This is a genomic window from Citrobacter sp. R-1.5.2 (assembly GCF_035064245.1).
In the GTDB taxonomy this organism is placed as follows: Bacteria; Pseudomonadota; Gammaproteobacteria; order Enterobacterales; family Enterobacteriaceae; genus Citrobacter.
In genome coordinates, this window is record NZ_JASEYC010000004.1 from 158,709 (window position 1) to 183,114 (window position 24,406).

Below are 24,406 nucleotides of genomic sequence, written 5' to 3' on the forward strand. Positions count from 1 at the left end.
TACCCGGCCTACAAAACCACAAAACCTTATGCCGCATCCGCCAGGATAAACATGCCGTACGGGTGGATTTCGAGGTAATACTGTTCGCCAACGTCCGGCTGCAGACGCGTGGCGTTAACCTGCAATAGAATCTCCTGCCCGTGCCACTCCACCGTGACCTCATACTGCGGTCCCATATAGGCCACGTGGCTGATCACGCAGCGCTGGCTCTCTTCGCCGCGATCGCTAAGCGTGATGGCCTCCGGGCGCACGCCGACCATGCCTTCCCCCTGCGTGCCAAAGTGCAGCGGGCGCGGCAGATGATAGCCGTGGATATCCACGTATTTGTCGCTGAAGGTCGCCGGAAACAGGTTGGCATCGCCCATAAAGCTCGCCATAAAGCGTGAGGCCGGCTGGCGATAGAGATCCTGCGGTGAGCCAATCTGCATGATGTGCCCCTTGTTCATGACCAGTACGGTATCGGACACCGCAAAGGCTTCGCTCTGATCGTGGGTGACGTACAGCGAGGTGATATCAAACTGTTTTTGCAGCTCGCGGATCTTATCGCGCATGCTGCGGCGCAGGTTGGCATCAAGGTTACTTAGCGGCTCATCAAACAGCAGTACCTTTGGTTTGAGGATCAGCGCGCGCGCCAGTGCCACGCGCTGCTGCTGCCCCCCGGAGATTTGATCGACATAGCGGTCTTCAAAACCCTCCAGATCGACCATCGCCAGCGCTTCTTTGACGCGAGCCTTCACCTCTGAGCGCGATACGCCAAGCATTTTCAGACCATAGCCGACGTTTTCCCCCAGCGACATATGCGGAAACAGGGCGTAGGACTGAAACACCATACAGATATCACGTTGCTGAATTGAACGGTGGGTGACGTCTTCGCCATCAATAAAAATCTGGCCTTCACTTGGTTTTTCCAGCCCGGCGACAAGGCGCAAAATGGTGGTTTTGCCACAACCGGACGGGCCGAGCAGCGTCACCATTTGCCCCTGCGGGATGGTGAGGTTGATATTGTCGATAACCGTGTTGCTGCCAAATCGTTTGGTGACGTTGCGCAGTTCAACGAAATTTTTCTGAGTCATAGTGCGCTCCATTACGCCTGGTTTTTGGCTTTTGAACGGGAAGTACGTGATTCACCGATCAGCCAGTCAAAGATAAAAATAATCGCCAGCATCACCACGATCAGAATCGAACCGTAGGCAATCGCCACGCCGTATTCGCCGTCTTCTACGCGGTTCAGTATGTAAGCCGTTGCCACACGGGTATCCGGTGTGACGAGGAACACAATGGCGCTGACGGTGGTAATAGCACGGACAAAGCTGTAGATCAGCGCCGAGAGGATTGCCGGGCGCAGCAGCGGCAGCAGGATATGCGTAATAGTACGCAGCGAACCGGCGCGCAGGCTGAGTGAGGCTTCATCCAGTGATTTATCGATCTGGCCTAAGCCCGCGATACCCGCACGAATACCGACCGGTACGTTACGCATCACCATCGAGATAATGACGATGGCTGCGGTACCGGTGAGGTATACCGGGGCGCTGTTAAAGGCCAGAATATAGGACACACCCGCGACGGTACCCGGTACGGCAAAGCACAGCATGGTGGTGAACTCGATGGTCTTCTTACCTTTGAACTGCTGACGCACCACAATCCATGCGATAAGCAGACCGAAGATGGCGGTGATCGGTGCGGCAATCCCGGCGTAGAGTAGGGTATCGAGCAGTGAAGGCCATGCACCGTCGCTCATTCCCTGGCCGAACAATTTGGTAAAGTTCGCCAGCGTCAGGGTGTAGTCCACGCCCCAGTTGACGGTGAAGCTGCCGTAGAAAATACTGCCGTACAGCAGGGCGTTAAAGGCAATCCACACCGCCAGCAGGGCAACCACGCTCCACACCAGCGTGACAGGTAGCGGCTGCACGTCGCCACGATAGGATTTACCAGAAACGGTGACGTACGAGCGTTTACCGATCCACATGTACTGCACGCAGAATACCAGCAGTGAGAACAGCAGCAGGAAAGCGCCCAGCGTACTGGCGGCCTGGTAGTCGAGCTGTGAGCCGGTGATATAGAAGTAAATTTGCGTTGCCAGCACGTCGAAGTTGCCGCCGAGCACCAGTGGGTTACTGAAGTCGGCCAGCGACTGCACCACCACGATCAAAAAGGCGTTCGCCAGCGCCGGTTTCAGCAGCGGGACAAATACACCGTTAAAGGTCTGCCAGCGGCTGGCACGCAGGGTGTATGACGCCTCTTCCAGCGAGGGATGAATGGTTTTGATCGCGCCGTCGAGGATCATAAACGCCATCGGGGTAAAGGCCAGTACCTGCGCCAGCCAAATGCCAGTAAAGCCGTACAGCCAGTTGGTGTTGGTTAAGCCAAACCACTCGACCATAAATTCGGTGATGTAGCCGGAGCGTCCCATCATCAGGGTGACACCCAGGCCAACGACAAACGGCGGGGTGACGATCGGCAGAATCGAGAAAATACGTCCGATAATGGCGCTGCGTTTGGCGATGCGGGTGGTGTAGATCGCCAGCACCAGACCGAAGAAGGTACAGCCAATACCAACGGCAATCGACAACATAATCGAGTTGAGGATCACCTGAATAATATGCGCCTGGGACAGCACATTCATAAACGCCAGCGGGGCAAACTCCCCGGTGTCGTTAGTGAACATCGGAATGAAAATTGCGATGCTCGGCCAGACGATAAAAATACCGATCAGCGCGACAATCGCGGTGAGTGAACCGATGACGAAACGGTCACCACCCAGCCATTCCAGACGGGTAAGCGCCAGGGTCATGATTGCGCCCAGGGCGACAAACAGTACGATGGTGGCATAACCTAAGCCGCGCCCTTCAAGGGTGGCGCTGGCAACGATAAAGGCCATGCAGAAGAATGCCCAGCCCGCGTCAAGATAATGGCGGCTGCGCTGTTCGCGTCGGGCTTCATTAAACGGACGCACCAGCAGCAGGCTCGGCAGCAGATACCATAGCCAGCTAATGTTGAAATGTGACCAACTGTAGGCGTCGAGAATTTCGTCGCGCGTCGACTCCAGCAGACCGTAGTCCAGGCTCCAGCTCGGCAGCAGAGCAAATGCCAGCCAGCCGAGCAAAACCCAAAGGAATATCGCATCCCGTTTTTTCACGGGATGGAGTGCAAGTGTCTGTGACATAGCGTTTCCGGTGTTCAATCCTGATGTAGGCCGGATAAGCGTATGCGCCATCCGGCATTCAGGGTGACAATCGTTGCCGGATGCGGCGTTGCCTTATCCGGCCTACGTAACCTTATCCGAAGAAGGTCATCATGTTTTATTTACCCATCTTCACTTCGCTAACCCACTTATTGATCAACGCTTTACGCACGTCAGTGGAACCGTACTTATCCATGTCGTAATTGATAAGCTTCAGATCGTCGAGTTTCAGCGAGTTTGGCGAGGTCTCGGCGGTGGTGTTGGTCAGGATCTGATAGGACTTGCCCTTCTTCCACGCCAGCTCCTGAGCCTCTTTTGACAGTACCCAGTCAACGAACAGTTTGGCGTTGTCGAGGTTACGCGCACCTTTCAGAATGCTGACGCCGCCAATTTCATAGCCGGTACCTTCGCATGGGGAGATGAGCTCCAGCGGGGCACCCTGTTCTTTTTCCAGCGAGTAGTCGTGCAGGAAGCCAATGCCAATCGCCGTTTCGCCACGGGCGGCGTTACGCGCAGGGGCAATGCCTGATTTAGTGTATTGAGAGACGTTGGCGTTGAGCTGTTTCAGGTAGTCAAAGGCCTGATCTTCCCCCCACAGTTGAGCAAAGGTCGCCAGTGCGGTGTAGGCGGTGCCTGAGCTTTGCGGGTCGGCAATCTGAATTTCGCCTTTGTATTCCGGTTTGGTCAGATCTTTCCAACATTTTGGCACCGGCAGGTTTTTCTCTTTCAGACGCTGAGTATTGACGCCAAAGCCCAGGATACCGACATAAACCGCGGAGGAGAGGTTGCCTTTTACTTTTGCCGGATCGCGGAATTTCTCCATGATTTGTGTGAGGTTTGGTGATTTATACGGTTGCAGCAGACCCATTTCGCCCGCCTGAGACTGCGGGTCCAGCGTACCGCCGTACCACACATCCGCCTGTGGGTTTTTCTTCTCGGCATCGACTTTCGCCAGCGTACTGCCGGAGCCGTTGCGAATGAACGACGTCTTCACGTCATATTTGTCGCCGAAGGCTTTGGTTTCGGTTTCACACATCTCGTTCGTGGCGCTGCAATAGACCACCAGACGACCTTGTGCTTGTGCCGCACTGCTGAAGGCAGCCAGCGCCAGAGTAGAGGCAATCAGGGTAGAGGTAAGCGTCAGTTTCATTGTTTTATCCTTTGACTGAGAGAAGGGGCGATACCCGCGATGAGCAGCGGCATCAGCAATAAACCCATAAAGACAGCGGCAACCGAGAGCAAACTGAACATCCCCGACCAGCCGTAATGTTCTATGACCAACGACAGCGGCCAACCCGCTAACGCGGCCCCCAGATAGGCGAACAGCCCGAGAAAACCGGTGATTGAACCTGCTGCCGCCTTGTGTCCGCATTCGACGGCCGCCAGACCAATCAACATCTGTGGGCCAAAAACGAAAAAGCCCACGGTAAAGAAACAGACAGCCAGCAGCGCGTAGTGGTGAACCGGCGCCAGCCACAACGCGGCGACGGAAACCATCAGCCCCAGCGTGAACAGCAAAATCATCGGCGCACGCTGGCCGCTGAACAGCAAATCCGATCCCCAGCCGGCAAACAGCGCACCGAGCAAGCCGCCGACCTCAAACAGCATCACCGTGGCATTGGCGCTGAGTAGATTCACGCCGTGGCTTTCCGTCAGCCAAATGTTGCCCCAGTCGTTGAGCGCGATGCGGATCAAATACACCAGCACATACGACACCCCCAGCAGCCAGATCATCGGATTCTTCAGCATGGTGGTGCGTAACATTTGCCACAACCCCATCGGTGGGCTTTGCTGCTCCTGACGACGTTCCAGCGGGTCATGCCGCCATTCTCCAACGGTAGGGAGTCCCTCTTCGCGGGGCGTGCCTTTCAGTTGCAGCGTCAGCCAGATACCTAATGCCATGCTGATGATCCCTGGTGCCAGCATCGCTGCCTGCCATCCCCACCAATGGGCGGCAAAGGCGCTAATCAGTGGGATGATGGCCCCACCGATGTTGATTGACATATTCCAGCAGCCCCACCAGAAGCCGCGTTCGTTACGCGAATACCAGTGGGTCAGCAGGCGGGCGCAGGGCGGCCAGCCCCAGCCCTGAAAAAATCCGTTGAGCGTCCAGACCGCCAGCAGCAGCGTTAGCGATTCACCAAACGCGAACACCACGTTCAGGATGCCGGTAGCGAACAGGCCTATTCCCATAAATGCGCGCTGCCCATGGCTGTCGTGCCAGAGTCCCGCGGTAAACTTCGACAAACCATAGGTCAGGTAAAACAGCGAACCCAACAGACCGATATCACTTTTATCCAGTCCCAGATCCGTTTGCAGTGCCGGGAGCACGTAGTTAACGCTTTTGCGCGTCAGGTAAAACGCGGCGTATCCCACCACCATACACATCAGCAGCCGGGGACGTAGTGCCCGATAGCGTTGGTCTGTTTCGCTGGCTGAGCGTGCATGCATAGCTGTCTCCGTTTGTGCTGACTATAGGTAAGCGAAAGCAAAAGGGGATGAGAGAAAGTCCGGAGTGACTAAGACTTTTTCCTGGTTAAAGGGCGGTTTGTTGCAAATTTGTGGGCAGGTTAACAATTACCCGCGTGCCGTGGTGAGACTCGAGGGTCAGCTCGCCGCCGAGCGCGCTGACCCGTTCACGCATCCCCTGGATACCAAAGCCGGGAATTTTTTCAGGAAGAATGCCCACGCCGTTGTCCGTGACTTCCAGCAACAGGCAGCGATCCCGTTGGCGCAGCGCAATCGACACCTCGCTGGCATCGGCATGTTTACAGACATTATTGAGTAACTCCTGCAACAGACGGTACAGCGTAAAGCGCACCGTTTCATTTTCAGGCGTATTTGCCAGTCGGTAATCAAACCGGCAGTGAATACCCCGTTCGGCAAAGGCAAATTCATTGACCAGATGGTGTAGCGCATCTTTAAAAGACAGCTCGTCAAGCGCGGGCGGGCGTAGCTGGCGCAGTAATTGGCGGGTCGAGTGGTGGATACGCCGGGCAAGATCGTTGATTTGGTTCGCCGCGTCGAGCGCTTGCTCAGGACCCTGCGAACGTTTAACCAACTGAGACTGAATTTGAATGGCGGTAATGTTCTGGCCAATTTCATCATGCAGTTCCCGCGCCAGGCTTTTGCGCGTGTTTTCTTCCGTGCGGATCAGTTGTTCAGTTAACGCGCGGCGGGCCGCCAGTTCGCTTTCCAGACGCTGGCGATAATGGTGCAGGTTTTGCGCCAGATGCTGCTGGCGGCTGATGGCGATTCCCAGCCCTATGCCCAGCAGCGCCTGGGTGGCGAGGAAAATCTCCAGTTCGACGAGGTTGCTAAATCCCACGCCTATCTGGCGGGCGATGGTGATCATCATACTGCCGAGCAGTCCGGACAAAACGCCGCCCTGCCAGCCGAATTTCCATGCCATCACCACGTTGGGCAGGAACACGACAATCAGCAGCAGGCGTTCGATGTCTGGCGAGAGCACCATCTGCGTGCCAATACCAATAATAAAGAACAGGCTGCACCAGATGATAAGTGAAGTGCGCAGCGGTGGATTGGTCGTATCCAGACCGAGTAAATGATAGCGGTGTTGCTGGCGCAGAAATTCGTAGATCAGATAAACAAACGGGGTGAGCAGCACGCCACCGGTAAACGATGCCAGCCCAATCAACATCGCCGGGCTTTGAATAAAGGGAGACAGCAGCGTGGTATTGAGCAGCGACGTGACCGTCACGGCAGCCAGCAACAAGGTGAGCCGCTGCCAGTAGAGCGGGAAGCGGTGCCAGTATGACTGACCGATACTGGCCGGTATCAGGCTTATCAGCGGTGCGGCCAGCAGAAGATAACCATTGAGTAACTGTTCGTTGTGCAGCCAGAACAGGATCAACACTGGCGGCAATACCAGCGCGGGCCAGTAGCGGCGGGACAACAGGATCAAGAGCGCGAGATACACGCCGTGCGGCAGAAATAATGCCGCCTGCTGACCGTTATGGGTCAGGTAAAAACCTAACGTCCACAGCATTAGCCAGCCCGAACCCCAGGCCAGCAGAATAAACAGAGAGATAACCCAGTGGCGAGCAGAGCGAGACATTAATGCCCCGTCAGCAACTGGTGGTCGAGAGCAAAATGCACCAGATCGATGGTGCTTTGACATTGCAGCTTGCCCAGCACATTCGCGCGGTGGACGTGGACCGTTTTATGGCTGAGGTCGAGCTTAAAGGCGATCTCTTTCACGCTGTCACCTTTGACCAACAGATCAAACACTTCGCGTTCGCGCGGGGTTAATACCTCCAGCACCTGTGCAGGTTGCTCACCACCGCGTAACGCCCGCAGCGCATCGGCGCACAGGTAATGGCCTCCCATGCCGACTGAGCGCACCGCCTGTACCAACTCTTCCGGTCCACAGCGTTTGGTCAGATAACCGCTGGCCCCGGCATCCAGCGCACTTTGTACAAACGTCGGCGCGTCATAAATACTGAGAATAATGGCGCGAAAGCCGGGTTTTTGCGCCCGGAGCCGTTTTAGCAGACTCAGACCATTTTCATCCGGCATGGCGATATCCATGACCGCGACATTGACGTCCTCGCGCAGTAATGCCGGCCAGGCCTCTGCCGCACTGCTGTACTGGCCGATAACGGCGAGATCCTCTTCAAGACCGAGTAATTGCGCAAAGCCGGAACGCACCACCACATGGTCATCCACCAGCACAACATGAATCATGATATTGCTCTCTTGCCTGACAAGGATATCTATGATGCCTGCCAGCGCCACGCTGGCAATCATCCAGGCGCAGTTATGTAACGAATGTAACAAAATCGCAATAATTTGCCGGGTGTTGTAGCGAGTGTAGGCCTGATAAGCGCAGCGCATCAGGCATTGATTGCCGGATGGTGGCGTGAGGGCCGAGATAATGGCTATTTCATTGGGGGTTGATTCTCCCCCATCGCGGGGGAGAGATTTAAAACTGCCAGGTGAGATCGGCGAGAATTTGCTGGCTGTGATAGCTCTCAACCGGCGTGTCATACCATTGTTTGCCGAGGGTTAGACCGAGAGTTAATTGCTCGGTCAGCGGCTGATTGCGACGCAGGCTGATGCTTTTTAACGTGCCTTTTTTGGTGTCAGGTGACCAGTCATAGGTATAGGCTCCCGTTCCGCGGCTTAGCCAGAGCTGCGTATTTCCTTTACCGTTCAGGTCGTTCAGACGCAGTGAAACGATGTGGCTATAGCTTCCCCCTGCATCTTCGGTATCGTAATGCGTATAACGCCATGAGGTGATAAACGGCCCGGTATACAGCGATATTCCGCCTGAAAAAGCATTAACGTCCGTATCGTCAAAGTAGTTGGCATAGCGATAACCAAAGGTAAACATGGTTTTAGGCAGAACTTTTACGCTGATATCCTGCTGAGCATCGCGTCTGGCAAAAACGGGGGTGTTTTCGGCAATTGCCAGACCCGTTTTTGTTGATAACCACTGATTCCAGTTATACCAAACGGTCGCGCGGCCACGTAACGCGTTCCATGATTCACCGTTGTCGTAATCGCGTCTGCCTTCGGAAATATTGAAAATCGCGGCACCATTGTCAATCTGCGTCTTTAATTCGCTGAACATGACGTTACGGGTGCCATGCCCTGCCGAATAATCAGTAAAGTCGTATCCGGCTGTCAGCTTCAGGTCGGTTGCTTTTGCCGGGAGAGAAGCCGTGCCGAGTATCAACGATACAAATAAAGTCCTTTTCATTATTCTTCACCTACGAGACAGGAGATCTCTTGTTTGAGGATGTATTTACCTTTTGGCAGGTTTTGCTCGATGGTTATCCGTGGGCCAATCGTACTTTCAGCTGCGATATATCGACCTGGTAAAATAATGACCTGAACACCAAGCCGCGCGCCGGGACCGATATAACACCCTAATTTTTCGCAGCCGGTATCAATGTCTTCATCGTCCAGCCTGACATGCACGGTTTTACCATCGAGGCGATGATTGCTGGTTCTTACCTGTGCGCCCAGGTAAGCACCTTTGCCAATAACCGAATCAGAAATAAAGCATTGGGGACCGATGGTGGCCGTCGATTCCAATACTGCGTTTTTGATTTCGGTGCCATAGCCAATACGCACTTGATTGCCAATCAAGCAACCCGGTCGAATAAAGGCGTAATTACCAATAATGCAATCGGCACCAATTACAACGGGTCCCTGAATAACCGCACCATGACAAATTTTACTGCCAGCACCGATCGTCACGGCTCCCGCGCTTTCATCAATAACAACGCCAGGGGCAATGGATACGGATTTATTATTCTGTTCGTTAAGCTTTAGATAGCTCTTCACCACCGTGGGTAGCTGGGTGGGCGTAATTGTTTGGCGCATCCACCACCGCGGTATAGCGTGTGGGTTTGTCACGTAGGGGTTCACGTCCAGTAAAAAAGGCAATAAATCCATATACAATCCAAATTAAATAAGCCAGAAGTACATAAAAAACAGAAAAGGGCGCAAGAAAAATAAGTTTCCAGCATCGGTGATACCAGGCACTAAATGCTCCAATTGAGCAAACCACTCCAACCCAAATAATGGGAAACAAGGAAAGCACAATCGCATGTGAGCCAATAGTGAGCGTGATGTGCTGCCATGTAATGAAATAGGTTGCTACGCCATACAACACGACCAGCACCATGGGGAGTATGCTGAAGATGCCGAATCTGCTGAGGATGAGTGACTTATGCAGACGCATGCAAACGGCATAGCCCACGATCCAGCGCCGCCATCGTTTCCATTCATCGCCCAGGGTATTGCACTCCTGAGGATAAACAATGCAGCGGTTTGCCTGACGGATACAATAACCATTTGCGACCAGGGTCCAGGTTAAATCGAGATCCTCCACTTTGGTTCGATCGGAAAAACCAAATTTGCGCAGCACGTCAGTACGAAACATGCCGCAGGCTCCGCTGATAATAAAAGGTGCGCCGCCGAGCAACTGCTGTAATGTCCGCTTCATGATGATCATCGGAAGTTTTACTGTTGCACGGATATGTGGCAGCAACCCTGCACCAGACAGATGTGTTGAGGGGATTCCGCCAACGGCATCGGCGCCATTTTCTATTTCCGCTAACATGAATCCCATACCGTCACCATCAGGAGGGACATAGGTGTCAGCATCGCTTAAAAAAACCTGCTCACAGGTGGCATAGTTTAATCCATTCATTAAGGCACCACCTTTCCCGGTATTCTTTTGCGTCACGGTAATCAGGCGAGCGCCCCATTTTTCTTTCACCTTGTGCATAATGGCTTCGGTATCATCCGTGGAGCCATCGTTTACACATATGACGCGATGAAAATAGGGATTTAATAACAAGTTTTCCAGTGATTGTGCCAGACAAGGGCCTTCGTTATAGGCCGGAATAATGGCGTCAATACTGTCTTTACGTAAACTAGGTTTTCGTTTTAAGGTTGTGAGGAACCAGAGTAATATACACAGGCTCATCATAATAAAAATTATTGTTTTCATATAATTAGAGAATCATTTTGTGAACAACAAAACCTTCAGATAATTCACATCCGGCCTGTTGTCCTCGGAATTGGGCTACGGTACGCAGACGTTCTGTACGCATATAATCACGTTGCTGCTGGCTTTGATGAAATGAAAGCGCACGAAGTTTTTGAATAAAACAGTTCTCACTGACGTTTTCAAAAACCTGGGGAACAAACGTCAGCCAGGTACTGGGGGTTTCATAACCGAGAACCTGGGGAATATTTCTGCAGGCAACGATAGAAGCCTTATGTACCGCACGATGATCCTGATGCCGGTCAGAATCATGCATAGTATAAGCTCGCACGATGTTTATTCGTGCGGGAATGTGATTTGTGATGACATCTTCAAGTGATTTGATCATCGTATCAACAAAGTATGGTGTTCGTGTGTCCTCAAAATGAAACTGAAAAACCTGATGACAACCTAATGATGTTAATGCCGATTGAGATTCTGCGTGTCGGTCGGCTTTTAAAACGCACCCTTCAGCCCCTGCGGTCATGACGACGGCAGTAACGTGATAACCTTCTTTTATTAAGCGGGATAACGAGGCACCACATCCGAGTTCAATATCGTCCGGATGCGCACCTATTGCTAATATCCCTTTTTGGTATGATGTAACCATGATCAAATCCTTCACTTTTCTATGAAAGTGTTATCCGGGTGTTCAATGAATATAAACACAATATCTGTTTTTTAAATATTAAAAGCTCTTGTTGGAAAGACAGGATGGATTAGTGTGTTTGTCGCAACAAAGATATTACAGCATGTAATTTAATGAGTCAAAAGAAACAATATTTATTGAAAGTTAGGATGTGTTTTATTAAGCAATAAATAAAGTGAATGAGTTTCTTTTTTATTTGTTTTATTTTTATGAGTGATTGATTTTTTATAATTAGATGATGAAGTTATTAAATTGTACTATAACTATACCTTCAAATAGAAGAATGGAATACATATGTCATTTTAGCCTTCATTTACGAATAATTCATATTGGTTGTAATGTTGAATTTCAGAATGAATCATAAACAGCAAGACGCTAAGCGTTGTTACTCGTTAGAGTCTTTAGGCTGGCGATAACAGGCCGGATGGTTTACTCCACCCGGCATGGAACAAAAACGTTAGCGCAGGATTTTTTTCTCAGCTAGATCCAGTGCGAAGTAGCTGAAGATCAGATCTGCGCCAGCGCGTTTGATCGAGCCTAAGCTTTCCACCACTACTTTCTCTTCATCTATAGCACCGGCCATGGCCGCGAATTTGATCATCGCGTACTCACCGCTGACCTGATAAGCGCCAATCGGCAGCTCGGTGCGCTCGCGGATATCGCGCAGGATATCCAGATAGGCACCCGCCGGTTTGACCATCAGGCAGTCTGCACCCTGAGCTTCATCCAGCAATGATTCGCGGATTGCCTCGCGGCGGTTCATCGGGTTCATCTGATAGGTTTTACGATCGCCCTTCAGCGCAGTGCCTGCGGCTTCACGGAACGGACCGTAGAACGAAGAGGCAAACTTGGTGGAATAGGACATGATCGCGGTATCGGTGAAGCCTGCAGCGTCCAGCGCCTGGCGAATCGCCTGTACCTGGCCATCCATTGCGGCGGAAGGGGCGATGAAATCTGCGCCCGCTGCGGCGGCAACGACCGCCTGTTTGCCGAGGTTAGCAAGGGTTAAGTCGTTATCAACACCGTGCTCGCACAGAACGCCGCAGTGACCGTGAGAGGTGTATTCACAGAAACAGGTGTCGGACATGACGATCATTTCCGGTACGGTCTGCTTACAGATACGCGACATGCGCGCCACCAGACCGTCTTCTTTCCAGGCGTCGCTGCCGGTGTCATCGGTGTGGTGGGAGATACCGAAGGTCATCACCGAACGGATTCCGGCGTTGGCAATGCGTTCAATCTCGCGTGCCAGATGTTTTTCCGGAATGCGCATCACGCCTGGCATGGCTTCGATGGCTTTGTAATCGTCGAGTTCTTCTTCAACAAAGATCGGCAACACCAGGTCATTTAAGCTCAGTGTTGTCTCTTCAAACATAGCGCGCAGCGCAGGGGATTTGCGCAGGCGGCGAGGGCGTTGGATTAGGTCTGTCATGGTATGCCTGATGTTTGTGAAATCGAAGGCCGTAGTATACCCGAACCTGATGGCGGGGGGGTTACGAAAATTGGCTTTATGTCGGGATTATGGCGGTGCTATGTGTGCTTTATATTATTTATCGTGTGTATTTTTCGTGATATCTACTATTTTTATTATGATTAATTGTGTTGTGAGGCAATTTGTTTAATGTTTAGATTAGTAACTTAGCTCGCTTTTAAATATATTTTTTAATTCTGTATTTATCATTTAATCATAAAAATAATGTATGGTTTTACCCTTTGTTTTCTACGTAACCATTTAAAATAAATGGTTTTTTCATTTTTCCATTATTTAGTGGGTGATCTTATCTATTGTCTGTAATCGGACTTAAGTTAAAGAGTAATTGAACCTTTCCTTTGTGAAACCGCATAATCGCTTCTGTGAAACATAAAATGTTTTTATTTGCATTGATAATTGATGGATCAACAATATTACGTCCCTGAGGAGGGATGACAAATGCACACTTGGAAAAAGAAGCTGGTAGTCTCACAATTAGCATTAGCCTGCACTTTGGCAATTACTTCTCAGGCAAATGCTTCAACTGATATTTCTGGAAATACGTACACAACGTTCACCCATTATAATGATGTCTCATATGCTGATGGCGTTTATTATGATGGGTATGTTGGTTGGAATAATTACGACACTGATAGTATTTATAATGGTGATATTTATCCGGTAATCAATAACGCCACAGTCAACGGCGTTATTTCGACTTATTACCTGGATGATGGGTTGTCTACTAACAGCAATAACAACAGCCTGACGATTAAAAACAGTACCATTCATGGTATGGTGACATCCGAATGTATGGCCACGGATTGTACTAATCGTACGGGTACCGACTATTACTACGATCGCCTGGCGATGAACGTTATTAATTCAACGATTGATGACAACTACGAACATTATACCTACAACGGTACGTATAATGACGCAGCTGACTCGCACGTAGTCGATGTTTATAATCTGGGTACGGCTATCACGCTGGATCAAGAAGTTGATCTGTCTATCTCCGCTAACTCTCATGTCGCTGGCATAACCCTGACTCAGGGTTATGAGTGGGCAGATATTGACGATAATACCGTTAGCACCGGCGTAAACAGTGGTGAAGTGTTTAACAACACCCTCTCTGTCAGCGATTCTACTGTAACCTCTGGTTCATGGTCTGATGAAGGAACCTCCGGCTGGTTTGGTAATACCAGCAATGCAAGCGACTACAGCGGCTCTTATACCGCTGACGATATTGCATTAGCGGCTATTGCAAACCCAAATGCGGATAACGCGATGCAGACGACGGCCACGTTGAACAATTCCACACTGATGGGCGACGTGCTGTTCTCCAGCAATTTCGATGAAAACTTCTTCCCGAACGGTGCTGATACTTACCGTGATACCGATGCAGACCTGGATACCAACGGCTGGGATGGTACTGACCGCCTGGATTTGACCCTGAACAATGGCAGTAAGTGGGTGGGGGCGGCAATGTCCGTGCACCAGGTTGACTCCGATGGTGACGGTGTTTATGACAGCTATGCTGCGGGTACTGAAGCTACAGCTAGTCTGATAGACATCACCGCTAACAGCCTGTGGCCGGATTCAACCTACGGCATCGATAACGACACGACCTCTTATGACGAAAATGGTCATGTGGTAGGTAATGAGGTTTATCAGAGCGGTCTGTTCAATGTCACGCTGAACGGTGCTTCACAGTGGGATACCACCAAAACGTCGTTGATTGATACTCTGAGCATTAACAGTGGTTCGGTTGTCAATGTTGGTGATTCTACCCTGATCTCCGACACTATTGGCTTGACTGGTGGTTCTGCACTGAACATCAATGAAGATGGTCATGTTGCAACGGATACTCTGTCTATCGACAACAGTACTGTAACGATTGCTGATGACGTATCTGCTGGTTGGAGCGTGGGTAATGCAGCGCTCTATGCAAACACCATTAACGTCACTAACAACGGCGTTCTGGATGTGGGCAACAGTACCGGTAATGCGCTGCAGGTTGATACCCTGAATTTGACCAGCTACACCGACGCTTATAATCATGTTAACGCGGGTGTTTTCGACATCAACAGTACTGACTATGTGCTGAATGCTGACCTGACTAACGATCGCACTAACGATAAATCTCAGTCTAACTACGGTTATGGCGTGATCGCGATGAACTCTGATGGTCATCTGACTATCAACGGTAACGGCGATTCCGATACCTCAGGCGATCAGTCTGAAGTTGATAACTATGGTGACCACGTTGCGGCGGCAACCGGTAACTATAAAGTTCGCATTGATAACGCGACTGGCGCAGGTTCTGTTGCGGATTACAAAGGTAACGAGCTGATCTACGTTAACGACACGAACAGCACTGCGACCTTCTCTGCAGCCAACAAAGCTGACCTGGGTGCTTACACCTATCAGGCACAGCAGCAGGGTAACACCGTTGTTCTGCAGCAGATGGAACTGACAGACTACGCGAACATGGCGCTGAGCATCCCGTCTGCGAACACCAATATCTGGAACCTGGAACAAGATACCGTTGGTACTCGTCTGACTAACGCACGTCATGGTCTGGTTGACAACGGTGGTGCATGGGTAAGCTACTTCGGTGGTAGCTTCGATGCGGATAACGGCACCATTAACTACGATCAGGATGTTAATGGCATCATGGTCGGTGTTGATTCCAAAATTGATGGTAACAACGCTAAGTGGATTGTCGGTGCAGCAGCAGGCTTCGCGAAAGGTGATATGAGCGACCGTACCGGTCAGGTGGATCAGGACAGCCAGACTGCCTACATTTACTCTTCTGCTCGCTTTGCCAACAACATCTTTGTTGATGGTAACTTAAGCTACTCTCACTTCAACAACGATTTGTCTGCCAACATGAGCAACGGTCAGTATGTTGATGGCAGCACCTCTTCTGATGCCTGGGGCTTTGGCTTGAAACTGGGTTATGACCTGAAGCTGGGTGACGCAGGTTACGTAACGCCTTACGGCAGCATATCCGGTCTGTTCCAGTCTGGTGATGACTATAAGCTGAGCAACGACATGAAAGTTGACGGCCAGTCTTATGACAGCATGCGCTACGAACTGGGTGTAGATGCAGGCTATACCTTCGTCTACAGCGACGACCAGGCGCTGACTCCGTACTTCAAACTGGCCTACGTTTACGACGACTCTAACAACGATTCTGACGTAAACGGTGACTCTATCGACAACGGTGTAGAAGGTTCTGCGGTACGTGTTGGACTGGGTACTCAGTTCAGCTTTACCAAAAACTTCAGCGCGTACACCGATGCTAACTACCTCGGTGGTGGCGATGTTGATCAAGACTGGTCTGCAAACGTAGGTGTTAAATATACCTGGTAAGAACTATATTGCAGATAAAATAAGGTAATTTATTCGTAATAATGCCCGTCACGGATTTGACGGGCATTCCTTGCAATAAATGCCCGTCACGGATTTGACGGGCATTTATTGCAAGGAATGCGAAAATGTTATCTACAAATAAGCCGCTTGTGGAGTTTGGGAAGTTGGATAAGTGTTTATCTAAGTATGGTGAACATTTCGAATGTGATAATAAAAAACAAGTTATATATTCCAATGATATAAATAGTGATGATACCTTTATTATTTTAAGTGGTGTGGTTTCCTTGAGGAGAGGGGAGAATATTCTTGTCGGCATCGCGCAGGCTCCATTTATTATGGGGATTTCTGATGGTGTTATGAAAACAGAAGTGCAATACAGAATAATGACCGAAAGTCATTGTACGGGATACCATCTTCCTGCTACAAAAACGATTAATATCATTGAGCAATGCCAGCTTTGGCGCGAAGCTTTTTGCTGGTTGGCTTGGCAGCACTGTATACTTGAGCTTCGTGATCTGCAGTTAATAGGCAATAATTCCTACGATCAAATTCGCGCTACGCTGATATCCATGACGAAATGGGATGACGTTTTGCGTTCGCGTATTGGTGTAATGAACTATATTCATCAACGCACACGAATTTCACGCTCAGTGGTTGCTGAGATCCTCGCGGCATTGCGTAAAGGTGGTTATATTGAAATGAATAAAGGCAAACTGGTGAGTATTAACCGTTTGCCTTTTGAGTATTGAATCAGGAGGCAGGGATTACTTGCGGTTTGTTGCCGCTCAGTTCGCTCACCAGATTGTTGATTCCGTCGCTCATATTGGTAAAGCGGGTCAGCGGGGAGCGGGTCACAACGACAAAGGCGCCCACGTTTTGCTGCGGGATCATGGCCATATAGGTGATGAATCCACCGCCGCCACCTGTTTTTTGAATAATCCCCGGACGGCCATTCTTCGGTGCCATATAGACCCAGCCTAAACCCAGTGCATCGGCTTTGCCGGGAACGTCCATCCCAATTACTTTGGTTAACTGTGTGCGCTGGTAAATCAACGTCTGCATCCGGTCGGCCTGCTGGCTACGATGATAAAAATCAGAGGAGAGATACTGCTGCATCCAGCGCATCATATCGCCCGGCGTAGAATAGACGCCGCCGCTGCCCATGGCCGCCAGCGTATTGTTACACGGGCTGGCGCCTTTTTCCGCGACCATCAGGCGTGCGCACTGATCGGGTGACGGGGTAAAGGTGGTGTCTTTCATCCCGAGTGGTCGGGTGATTTTCTCTTCAAACAACTGCGGATAAGGTTTGCCGGACGCGGTTCCCAGCGCATCGGCCAGCAGGTCAAACGCCAGGTTCGAATAGGATGCCTGCGAGCCTGGTGCGGCTTTTAGCGTTGCGGTAGAGAGATAGCTCCAGCGTTGTTCGCGAGTCGGCCAGACAAAGACCGGGCGTTTTGCCGCGCCGCCAGGCTGCTCGCGTGGCAGTGCGCTGGTGTGCGTCGCCAGATTCACCAGCGTGATAGGCGTTCCCTGATAGGTCGGAACGCGTGCGCCTGGTGGTGCATATTTACTCAATGGATCGTTGAGTTTTACCGTGCCCTGATCGAGTAATTTCACTAACATTTCGCTGGTCATTAATTTGGTCAACGACGCAATGCGAATGACGGAATCCAACTGTGGGTGAACATTATTGCCGGGGCGCGTTTCACCAAAGCTACGAAACACGCGCTGATTACCATCAATCACCACAAGCGCCATCCCTGTAGCTCCGCTGCCGTAGAAAATATGATCGGCATACCGGTCGACGATGTCAGAGGCAAAGACGGGATCGGTTATAGGCTGTGCCGCCTGGACAGATGTCAATGACGCCGCACACAGCGCGGCAGAAAAAAGCAGACTACGTTTCAACGGTGGTGTCCATGAGTTAGAGGAAGTAAAAGATGACGTGCGTATGCGTATTTATACTACTCGTTGGCATATTGCAAAGCGCTTATCAGCCAATGATAGTGGGAAAAACGTAACGATGAGTAAACGTGGGCTTTTCCCGGAGAGTGGATGTTCGCTTTTGTGATCTCACGCTGTAATAATCTGAACATGCCGGAACGCTGTCGGTGTGAAAACCGCAGAAACAATTCTACAAAACCAGATAGCGAACTAAGTGCGTCGGTTCTGGTCACAATTGTCGGTTTCAGCTTGTGTTTTTTGGGCGTAAGCCGTCTTGTCGTGGTAAACCACCGTGGCAAATGCACAGCAGTCGTCATAACGATAAGAAGTTAGCAGGAGAGCACTATGTTTAAGTCTTTTTTCCCAAAGCCGGGGCCGTTCTTTATTTCGGCATTTATTTGGGCACTGGTCGCTGTTGTATTTTGGCAGGCTGGTGGGGGAGCCTGGGTTGCACAGATTACCGGCGCATCGGGGGATGTACCGATTAGCGCAGCGCGATTCTGGTCGCTGGATTATCTGATTTTTTATGCGTACTACATTCTGTGCGTTGGCGTGTTTGCGCTGTTCTGGTTTATCTACAGTCCGCACCGCTGGCAGTACTGGTCGATACTCGGTACCTCGCTGATTATCTTCGTTACCTGGTTTCTGGTTGAAGTCGGCGTCGCCGTCAACGCCTGGTATGCCCCGTTCTACGACCTGATTCAAACCGCGCTCAGCACGCCGCATAAGGTGAAGATTGAGCAGTTCTATCAGGAAGTAGGGATCTTTCTCGGGATTGCGCTGATAGCCGTCGTCATTGGCGTGATGAACAACTTCTTCGTCAGCCATTACGTCTTCCGCTGGCGTACCGCGATGAACGAACATTATATGGCGCACTGGCAGCATCTGCGTCATATCGAAGGTGCGGCGCAGCGTGTGCAGGAAGACACCATGCGTTTCGCTTCCACGCTGGAAGACATGGGCGTGAGTTTTATTAACGCGATTATGACGCTGATTGCCTTCCTGCCGGTACTGGTTACGCTCTCTGCGCATGTCCCGGATCTGCCGATTGTTGGACATATTCCCTACGGTCTGGTGATTGCCGCGATTGTCTGGTCGTTGATGGGGACCGGGCTGCTGGCCGTGGTGGGGATCAAACTGCCTGGGCTGGAGTTCAAAAATCAGCGGGTGGAAGCGGCGTACCGTAAAGAGCTGGTGTACGGTGAAGATGATGGTAATCGTGCGACGCCGCCGACGGTTCGCGAGCTGTTCCACGCGGTGCGTCAAAACTATTTTCGCCTCTATTTTCACTATATGTACTTCAATATTGCCCGTATTCTTTACCTGCAGGTTGATAACGTTTTCGGCTTGTTCCTGCTGTTTCCATCGATTGTTGCCGGTACGATTACGCTCGGTCTGATGACGCAAATCACCAACGTGTTTGGTCAGGTACGCGGCTCGTTCCAGTATTTGATTAATTCGTGGACGACGCTGGTTGAACTGATGTCTATCTATAAGCGTCTGCGCAGTTTCGAACGTGAACTGGATGGTCAGGAAATTCAGGCTGTTACCCATACGCTTAGCTAACAAAAGGAGATGTTATGTCGACGGTTTCCCGTCTTTACCCCTTGTCTGCTCTGGCCGCATTGGTGTTGGTGGGATGTAGTAGCCAACCCGCGCAGCCGTTAAAAAAAGGGGAGAAAGCCGTCGATGTGGCGAGCGTGGTGCGCCAGAAAATGCCTGCCAGTGTGAAAGACCGGGACGCGTGGGCGCAGGACCTGGCGAAAACGTTTGCCAGTCAGAAGCTGGCACCGACGGTCGAAAATATCTGTTCGGTGCTGGCGGTGGCGCAGCAGGAGTCCAACTATCAGGCCGATCCGGTTGTCCCGAATTTAAGTAAAATAGCCTGGAAAGAGATTGACCGTCGCGCCGAGCGTATGCATATCCCGGTGTTTTTGGTTCATACCGCACTGAAGATTAACTCGCCAAATGGGAAAAGCTACAGCGAGCGTCTGGATTCAGTGAAGACGGAAAAGCAGCTTAGCGCCATTTTTGATGATTTCATTAATATGGTGCCGATGGGGCAGACGTTGTTTGGTTCGCTCAACCCGGTGCATACCGGGGGACCGATGCAGGTCAGCATTGCGTTTGCCGAACAGCATACTTCCGGGTATCCGTGGAAAATGGAAGGAACGGTACGTCAGGAGGTCTTCACCCTGCGCGGCGGACTCTGGTTTGGCACGTATCACTTGCTGAATTACCCGGCGAACTATAGCGCACCCATCTTCCGTTTCGCGGATTTTAATGCGGGATGGTACGCCAGCCGTAATGCAGCGTTTCAGAATGCCGTCAGCAAAGCCAGTGGTGTGAAGCTGGCGTTGGATGGGGATTTGATTCTCTACAACAGCAAAGAACCGGGCAAAACGGAGCTGGCAGTACGCAAGCTTGCCGGGAAGCTGGGGATGAGTGAGAGCGATATCCATCGTCAGTTGCAAAAAGGCGACAGCCTGGCTTTTGAGGAGACGGCGCTGTACGAGAAGATGTATAAGCTGGCGGAAGCGAAGGCAGGAAAAGCGTTACCACGGGAAATGCTGCCAGGTATTCAACTGGAAAGCCCGAAGATTACGCGTAATTTGACCACGGCATGGTTTGCTAAACGCGTGGACGATCGTCGGGCGAAGTGTATGGGTCAGTCATTGTTGTGATGACGATGGCGCCAGCGCATTACCGCCGCGATAACGCCAAGGATAAGGCCGCCAGTGAGGAAGGGAATCAGTCCAAACAGGGTGCCGACGCCTAAGCCAATTTCAACGCGTGGGCGTCCGGTCTCTTGCATCTGTAGCTGCATCAGTTCTTCATAGATACCGGGCGCATGGGCTAACAGATTTAAAACCTGAGCCCCGGCCCAGAAGCAAAACAGCACAAAAACGGCATACGCAATGTTGCCGGGCAGAGAGGAGGTATCTCGATGCTTGCCCTTAAACAGGGATTTTGAGAGCGTAAAATCAGCCATAGGGACCTCCAGAAATATCCTGCGTTGTCGATGCCATACCAGTAACTGACAGTGAGTCTGACAGGTGATCGGGATTGTCAATATCAGAATGATGGTAATTTCAGGTAGAGATTATTCCTGGATTTTGGTTTTTTGTTGAGCGTCACAAATATGTAACCTTAAGTTAAATTAACTCACATTTCAGAATTTCCGCACAGGACACAGACGCCCACAGGGAAATGTGCGAGGATGCTGCTCAACGATGTACTTCCACCGGAGTTGTTATGAACCTGCCTGTAAAAATTCGCCGCGACTGGCACTATTACGCGTTTGCCATTGGGCTGATCTTTATTTTGAATGGCGTGGTGGGATTATTGGGGTTTGAAGCGAAAGGATGGCAAACCTATGCGGTGGGGCTGGTTACGTGGGTGATTAGCTTTTGGCTCGCGGGACTTATTATTCGCCGTCGTGTCGATGAGGATGAAGACGTCAAGGATGCCCAATAGTTATCGGGCATCCTGTCTGTTTTTACATGCTGGTTTTCAGCGCGCTATCGGCAGCGTGGCGCTCCAGCGCCAGCTCGATCAGACGAGTGATCAGATCGGTATAGCCTAAGCCGCTGGCCTGCCACAGTTTGGGATACATACTGATGTTGGTAAAGCCTGGCAGCGTGTTGATCTCGTTGATCACCACATCATTCTCTGCGGTCAGGAACACATCCACCCGCGCCATCCCGGCGCAACCCAGCGTCTGGTAGGCCTGAATAGCGATCTCACGGATCTTGTCGTTAATTTCTGGCGCAATTGCCGCCGGAACCACGACTTTGGCCCCGTTATCGTCAATATATTTGGTGTCGTAGGCGTAGAAATCGCTGTTCAGGACGATCTCGCCACAGGTGCTGGCCTGCGGGTGATCGTTTCCCAGTACCGCACATTCGATCTCGCGGCCTTTGATCCCTTGTTCCACCACCACTTTATGATCGAACTCAAACGCCAGTGCTACAGCCTGGTCGTATTGCGCTTCGCTGGTGACTTTGCTGACGCCAACGGATGATCCCTGATTGGCTGGCTTCACAAACAGCGGCAGGCCCAGACGCGATTCGACCTCAGCAAAGCTGATGGCATTGCGATTGGCGCGGGTGAGCGTAATAAATGGCGCGATGTTTAATCCGGCATCGCGCAGCAGACGTTTGGTGACGTCTTTATCCATGCAGGCCGCAGAGCCCAGCACATCAGAACCGACGAACGGTAAATTTGCCACGCGCAGCATGCCTTGCAGTGAACCATCTTCACCCAGCGTGCCGTGCACGATAGGGAAAATAACATCGACCGTAGGCAGTGGCTGACCGTTTTGAGCATCGATCAGTTGCTGTTCTTGTTTACCCGGTACCTGCGCCAGACTGGTCGCGGAAGGACGCAACGCAATGCGTGCCGGATCGTCAGCGTTGAGCAGATAGTTGCTGGCATCGCTCACGTGCCACTGCCCTTGTTTATCAATACCTAACAGCACAACGTCAAAGCGAGTCTTGTCGATGGCATCGACAATATTTTTTGCCGATTGCAATGACACTTCATGTTCCGCTGATTTACCACCAAATACGATTCCTACTCGCAACTTTGCCATCTTAAAAACCCATTCCTTGAATGCAAAGCACATACATTACCACGACAAAACGCAGGATTCCTCGGCTTCTGGCAGATTGTTTTGGTGGATTCCCTGGGAATGAATACGCACAAATCTACAGGCCATGTTCGAAGCATAATCCCCTGCGTATAATGTGGGCTTGATGTGATGAATATCACAAATATGATGAGCGGGGAGATAAAATACTAAACTGTGAAACATCGCACCTCTGGACCCTCGTTTGCAGGCGTAATTTGTTAAGCTGCTCGCAGTTTTCAGCTACTTACCGTTATGAGTCCTTATGGAATCCTGGAGAGTTAACCTTATTTCCGTGTGGTTCGGTTGCTTTTTCACCGGACTGGCGATCAGCCAAATCCTGCCTTTTCTACCGCTCTATATCTCCCAACTGGGAGTCACCTCGCACGAAGCGCTCTCAATGTGGTCCGGGCTAACGTTTAGCGTCACGTTTCTTATTTCTGCCATTGTTTCACCGATGTGGGGCAGTTTAGCTGACCGTAAAGGGCGTAAGCTGATGCTGTTACGGGCCTCGCTGGGCATGGCCATTGCCATTTTGCTGCAGGCATTTGCAACGAACGTCTGGCAGCTTTTTCTGCTGCGAGGAGTGATGGGGTTAACGTCGGGATATATTCCTAATGCGATGGCGTTGGTGGCGTCGCAAGTCCCGCGCGAGCGTAGTGGCTGGGCGTTGAGCACGCTCTCCACGGCGCAAATTAGTGGGGTGATTGGCGGGCCGCTGATGGGCGGTTTTATTGCTGACCATGTTGGCTTACGTGCGGTATTCTGCATTACCGCCGCGCTGTTGGTGGTGAGTTTTTTGGTCACACTGTTCTTAATTAAAGAGGGTGTCCGTCCGACGATTAAAAAAAGCGAGCGTTTAAGCGGAAAAGCTGTTTTTGCTTCGTTACCGTATCCCGCGCTGGTCATTAGCCTGTTTTTTACCACCATGGTGATTCAACTGTGTAACGGCTCTATTGGCCCCATTTTGGCGCTGTTTATCAAATCGATGGTGCCAGATAGCTCAAATATCGCTTTTCTCAGCGGGTTGATTGCCTCTGTTCCTGGCATATCCGCTTTGATTTCAGCACCACGTCTTGGAAAACTGGGGGACAGAATTGGTACTGAACGGATTCTCATGGCAACGCTTATCTTCGCCGTGGTGCTGTTTTTCGCCATGTCATGGGTTACCACTCCGTTGCAATTAGGGATATTACGTTTTCTGCTCGGCTTTGCCGATGGTGCAATGCTGCCTGCGGTGCAAACGCTCTTAGTGAAATACTCCAGCGAGCAGATTACCGGGCGCATATTTGGGTATAACCAGTCGTTTATGTACCTTGGAAACGTCGCTGGACCCTTGATGGGTGCAACCGTATCGGCAATGGCGGGTTTCCGCTGGGTCTTTATCGCTACCGCGAGCATTGTGCTTATTAATATCTGGCAACTTGCTATCGCGTTGCGACGCCGGCGTCTCGCTCGCTGAATAGGGGATTAACAACGCGGGTTGCCCGCGTTGTTAATCCATAATTGAAGATTATATATCTGGGTGACTATTAATCTCCTTACCCTTTTATATTGAATTATTCTGCAGAAAGCGTCATTCCCCCTTATTTTGTGTTGTGATTGTTTTCGCAAAACGTTTTATT

Annotated in this window: 20 protein-coding genes; 6 read left to right on the forward strand and 14 right to left on the reverse strand. The window is 51.0% G+C overall.

The window, feature by feature from the left end:
* Nucleotides 1-26: 26 nt before the first annotated feature.
* From fbpC to hemB, 11 genes are all read right to left on the reverse strand, one after another.
* Nucleotides 27-1,073, reverse strand: a complete 1,047-nt coding sequence (fbpC, locus tag QMN38_RS09980) for a ferric ABC transporter ATP-binding protein (protein WP_271441122.1) — start codon at nt 1,071-1,073, stop codon at nt 27-29.
* Between the two features lie 11 nt (nt 1,074-1,084).
* Nucleotides 1,085-3,163, reverse strand: a complete 2,079-nt coding sequence (locus QMN38_RS09985; protein ID WP_271441121.1) for an ABC transporter permease — start codon at nt 3,161-3,163, stop codon at nt 1,085-1,087.
* Between the two features lie 136 nt (nt 3,164-3,299).
* Nucleotides 3,300-4,331, reverse strand: coding sequence for an ABC transporter substrate-binding protein (locus QMN38_RS09990; RefSeq protein ID WP_271441120.1), 1,032 nt, complete (start codon nt 4,329-4,331; stop codon nt 3,300-3,302).
* Complete coding sequence (uhpC, locus tag QMN38_RS09995) at nt 4,328-5,632, reverse strand: MFS transporter family glucose-6-phosphate receptor UhpC (RefSeq protein WP_271441119.1); 1,305 nt, start codon at nt 5,630-5,632, stop codon at nt 4,328-4,330. The genes QMN38_RS09990 and uhpC overlap by 4 nt, the downstream gene beginning before the upstream one ends.
* A gap of 85 nt (nt 5,633-5,717) precedes the next feature.
* Complete coding sequence (locus QMN38_RS10000) at nt 5,718-7,259, reverse strand: MASE1 domain-containing sensor histidine kinase (protein ID WP_323604986.1); 1,542 nt, start codon at nt 7,257-7,259, stop codon at nt 5,718-5,720.
* The gene (locus tag QMN38_RS10005; protein ID WP_271449953.1) at nt 7,259-7,888 is read right to left on the reverse strand and encodes a response regulator transcription factor; all 630 of its coding nucleotides are present in this window, start codon (nt 7,886-7,888) and stop codon (nt 7,259-7,261) included. The genes QMN38_RS10000 and QMN38_RS10005 overlap by 1 nt, the downstream gene beginning before the upstream one ends.
* A gap of 238 nt (nt 7,889-8,126) precedes the next feature.
* Nucleotides 8,127-8,909: a YaiO family outer membrane beta-barrel protein gene (locus QMN38_RS10010; protein WP_323605053.1), complete on the reverse strand. Its 783-nt coding sequence runs from the start codon at nt 8,907-8,909 to the stop codon at nt 8,127-8,129.
* A complete protein-coding gene (locus QMN38_RS10015) occupies nt 8,906-9,535 on the reverse strand; it encodes an LbetaH domain-containing protein (protein WP_323604987.1) in 630 nt (209 codons plus the stop codon). Before QMN38_RS10015 ends, QMN38_RS10010 begins: the two co-directional genes overlap by 4 nt.
* Entirely contained in the window at nt 9,474-10,670 is a 1,197-nt protein-coding gene (locus QMN38_RS10020; protein WP_323604988.1) for a glycosyltransferase family 2 protein, read from the reverse strand. Before QMN38_RS10020 ends, QMN38_RS10015 begins: the two co-directional genes overlap by 62 nt.
* A gap of 4 nt (nt 10,671-10,674) precedes the next feature.
* A complete protein-coding gene (locus QMN38_RS10025; RefSeq protein WP_271441116.1) occupies nt 10,675-11,316 on the reverse strand; it encodes a PIG-L deacetylase family protein in 642 nt (213 codons plus the stop codon).
* A 496-nt stretch (nt 11,317-11,812) separates the two neighbouring features.
* The gene (gene hemB, locus QMN38_RS10030) at nt 11,813-12,787 is read right to left on the reverse strand and encodes a porphobilinogen synthase (RefSeq protein ID WP_323604989.1); all 975 of its coding nucleotides are present in this window, start codon (nt 12,785-12,787) and stop codon (nt 11,813-11,815) included.
* Nucleotides 12,788-13,285: 498 nt separating this feature from the next.
* Here hemB and ehaB point away from each other — a divergent pair, with 498 nt between their 5' ends.
* Entirely contained in the window at nt 13,286-16,207 is a 2,922-nt protein-coding gene (gene ehaB / locus QMN38_RS10035) for an autotransporter adhesin EhaB (protein WP_323604990.1), read from the forward strand.
* Between the two features lie 125 nt (nt 16,208-16,332).
* Nucleotides 16,333-16,956 (forward strand): hydrogen peroxide resistance inhibitor IprA, encoded by a 624-nt coding sequence (iprA, locus tag QMN38_RS10040; RefSeq protein WP_323604991.1) that lies wholly within the window; start codon nt 16,333-16,335, stop codon nt 16,954-16,956.
* Nucleotide 16,957: 1 nt separating this feature from the next.
* Here iprA and ampH read toward each other — a convergent pair whose 3' ends face one another.
* Nucleotides 16,958-18,115 carry a D-alanyl-D-alanine-carboxypeptidase/endopeptidase AmpH gene (ampH, locus tag QMN38_RS10045; protein ID WP_271441112.1) on the reverse strand — a complete coding sequence of 386 codons (1,158 nt, stop codon included), beginning with the start codon at nt 18,113-18,115 and terminating at the stop codon, nt 16,958-16,960.
* A gap of 381 nt (nt 18,116-18,496) precedes the next feature.
* On the opposite strand from ampH, the gene sbmA reads away from it, so the two are divergent.
* On the forward strand, nt 18,497-19,717 hold the full coding sequence (gene sbmA, locus QMN38_RS10050) for a peptide antibiotic transporter SbmA (RefSeq protein WP_040232769.1): 1,221 nt from the start codon (nt 18,497-18,499) through the stop codon (nt 19,715-19,717).
* 14 nt (nt 19,718-19,731) lie between these two features.
* A complete protein-coding gene (locus QMN38_RS10055; protein ID WP_323604992.1) occupies nt 19,732-20,835 on the forward strand; it encodes a DUF1615 domain-containing protein in 1,104 nt (367 codons plus the stop codon).
* Here QMN38_RS10055 and QMN38_RS10060 read toward each other — a convergent pair.
* Entirely contained in the window at nt 20,820-21,143 is a 324-nt protein-coding gene (locus QMN38_RS10060) for a YaiY family protein (protein ID WP_323604993.1), read from the reverse strand. The two genes, QMN38_RS10055 and QMN38_RS10060, sit on opposite strands and share 16 nt — an antisense overlap.
* A 263-nt stretch (nt 21,144-21,406) precedes the next feature.
* Here QMN38_RS10060 and QMN38_RS10065 point away from each other — a divergent pair, with 263 nt between their 5' ends.
* Entirely contained in the window at nt 21,407-21,628 is a 222-nt protein-coding gene (locus QMN38_RS10065; protein WP_137384665.1) for a DUF2754 domain-containing protein, read from the forward strand.
* Between the two features lie 22 nt (nt 21,629-21,650).
* Here the strand turns inward: QMN38_RS10065 and ddlA are convergent, their stop codons facing one another.
* A complete protein-coding gene (gene ddlA / locus QMN38_RS10070; protein ID WP_271441110.1) occupies nt 21,651-22,745 on the reverse strand; it encodes a D-alanine--D-alanine ligase in 1,095 nt (364 codons plus the stop codon).
* Nucleotides 22,746-23,046: 301 nt separating this feature from the next.
* On the opposite strand from ddlA, the gene QMN38_RS10075 reads away from it, so the two are divergent.
* Nucleotides 23,047-24,243 (forward strand): multidrug efflux MFS transporter, encoded by a 1,197-nt coding sequence (locus QMN38_RS10075; protein ID WP_323604994.1) that lies wholly within the window; start codon nt 23,047-23,049, stop codon nt 24,241-24,243.
* The last annotated feature ends 163 nt before the right edge of the window (nt 24,244-24,406 follow it).

Excerpts from the sequence above, each read along its gene's own strand:
- fbpC (WP_271441122.1), bottom strand. The coding sequence starts at position 1,073 with ATGACTCAGAAAAATTTCGTTGAACTGCGCAACGTCACCAAACGATTT.
- QMN38_RS09985 (WP_271441121.1), bottom strand. The coding sequence starts at position 3,163 with ATGTCACAGACACTTGCACTCCATCCCGTGAAAAAACGGGATGCGATA.
- QMN38_RS09990 (WP_271441120.1), bottom strand. The coding sequence starts at position 4,331 with ATGAAACTGACGCTTACCTCTACCCTGATTGCCTCTACTCTGGCGCTG.
- uhpC (WP_271441119.1), bottom strand. The coding sequence starts at position 5,632 with ATGCATGCACGCTCAGCCAGCGAAACAGACCAACGCTATCGGGCACTA.
- QMN38_RS10000 (WP_323604986.1), bottom strand. The coding sequence starts at position 7,259 with ATGTCTCGCTCTGCTCGCCACTGGGTTATCTCTCTGTTTATTCTGCTG.
- QMN38_RS10005 (WP_271449953.1), bottom strand. The coding sequence starts at position 7,888 with ATGATTCATGTTGTGCTGGTGGATGACCATGTGGTGGTGCGTTCCGGC.
- QMN38_RS10015 (WP_323604987.1), bottom strand. The coding sequence starts at position 9,535 with ATGCGCCAAACAATTACGCCCACCCAGCTACCCACGGTGGTGAAGAGC.
- QMN38_RS10020 (WP_323604988.1), bottom strand. The coding sequence starts at position 10,670 with ATGAAAACAATAATTTTTATTATGATGAGCCTGTGTATATTACTCTGG.
- QMN38_RS10025 (WP_271441116.1), bottom strand. The coding sequence starts at position 11,316 with ATGGTTACATCATACCAAAAAGGGATATTAGCAATAGGTGCGCATCCG.
- hemB (WP_323604989.1), bottom strand. The coding sequence starts at position 12,787 with ATGACAGACCTAATCCAACGCCCTCGCCGCCTGCGCAAATCCCCTGCG.
- ehaB (WP_323604990.1), top strand. The coding sequence starts at position 13,286 with ATGCACACTTGGAAAAAGAAGCTGGTAGTCTCACAATTAGCATTAGCC.
- iprA (WP_323604991.1), top strand. The coding sequence starts at position 16,333 with ATGTTATCTACAAATAAGCCGCTTGTGGAGTTTGGGAAGTTGGATAAG.
- sbmA (WP_040232769.1), top strand. The coding sequence starts at position 18,497 with ATGTTTAAGTCTTTTTTCCCAAAGCCGGGGCCGTTCTTTATTTCGGCA.
- QMN38_RS10055 (WP_323604992.1), top strand. The coding sequence starts at position 19,732 with ATGTCGACGGTTTCCCGTCTTTACCCCTTGTCTGCTCTGGCCGCATTG.
- QMN38_RS10060 (WP_323604993.1), bottom strand. The coding sequence starts at position 21,143 with ATGGCTGATTTTACGCTCTCAAAATCCCTGTTTAAGGGCAAGCATCGA.
- QMN38_RS10065 (WP_137384665.1), top strand. The coding sequence starts at position 21,407 with ATGAACCTGCCTGTAAAAATTCGCCGCGACTGGCACTATTACGCGTTT.
- ddlA (WP_271441110.1), bottom strand. The coding sequence starts at position 22,745 with ATGGCAAAGTTGCGAGTAGGAATCGTATTTGGTGGTAAATCAGCGGAA.
- QMN38_RS10075 (WP_323604994.1), top strand. The coding sequence starts at position 23,047 with ATGGAATCCTGGAGAGTTAACCTTATTTCCGTGTGGTTCGGTTGCTTT.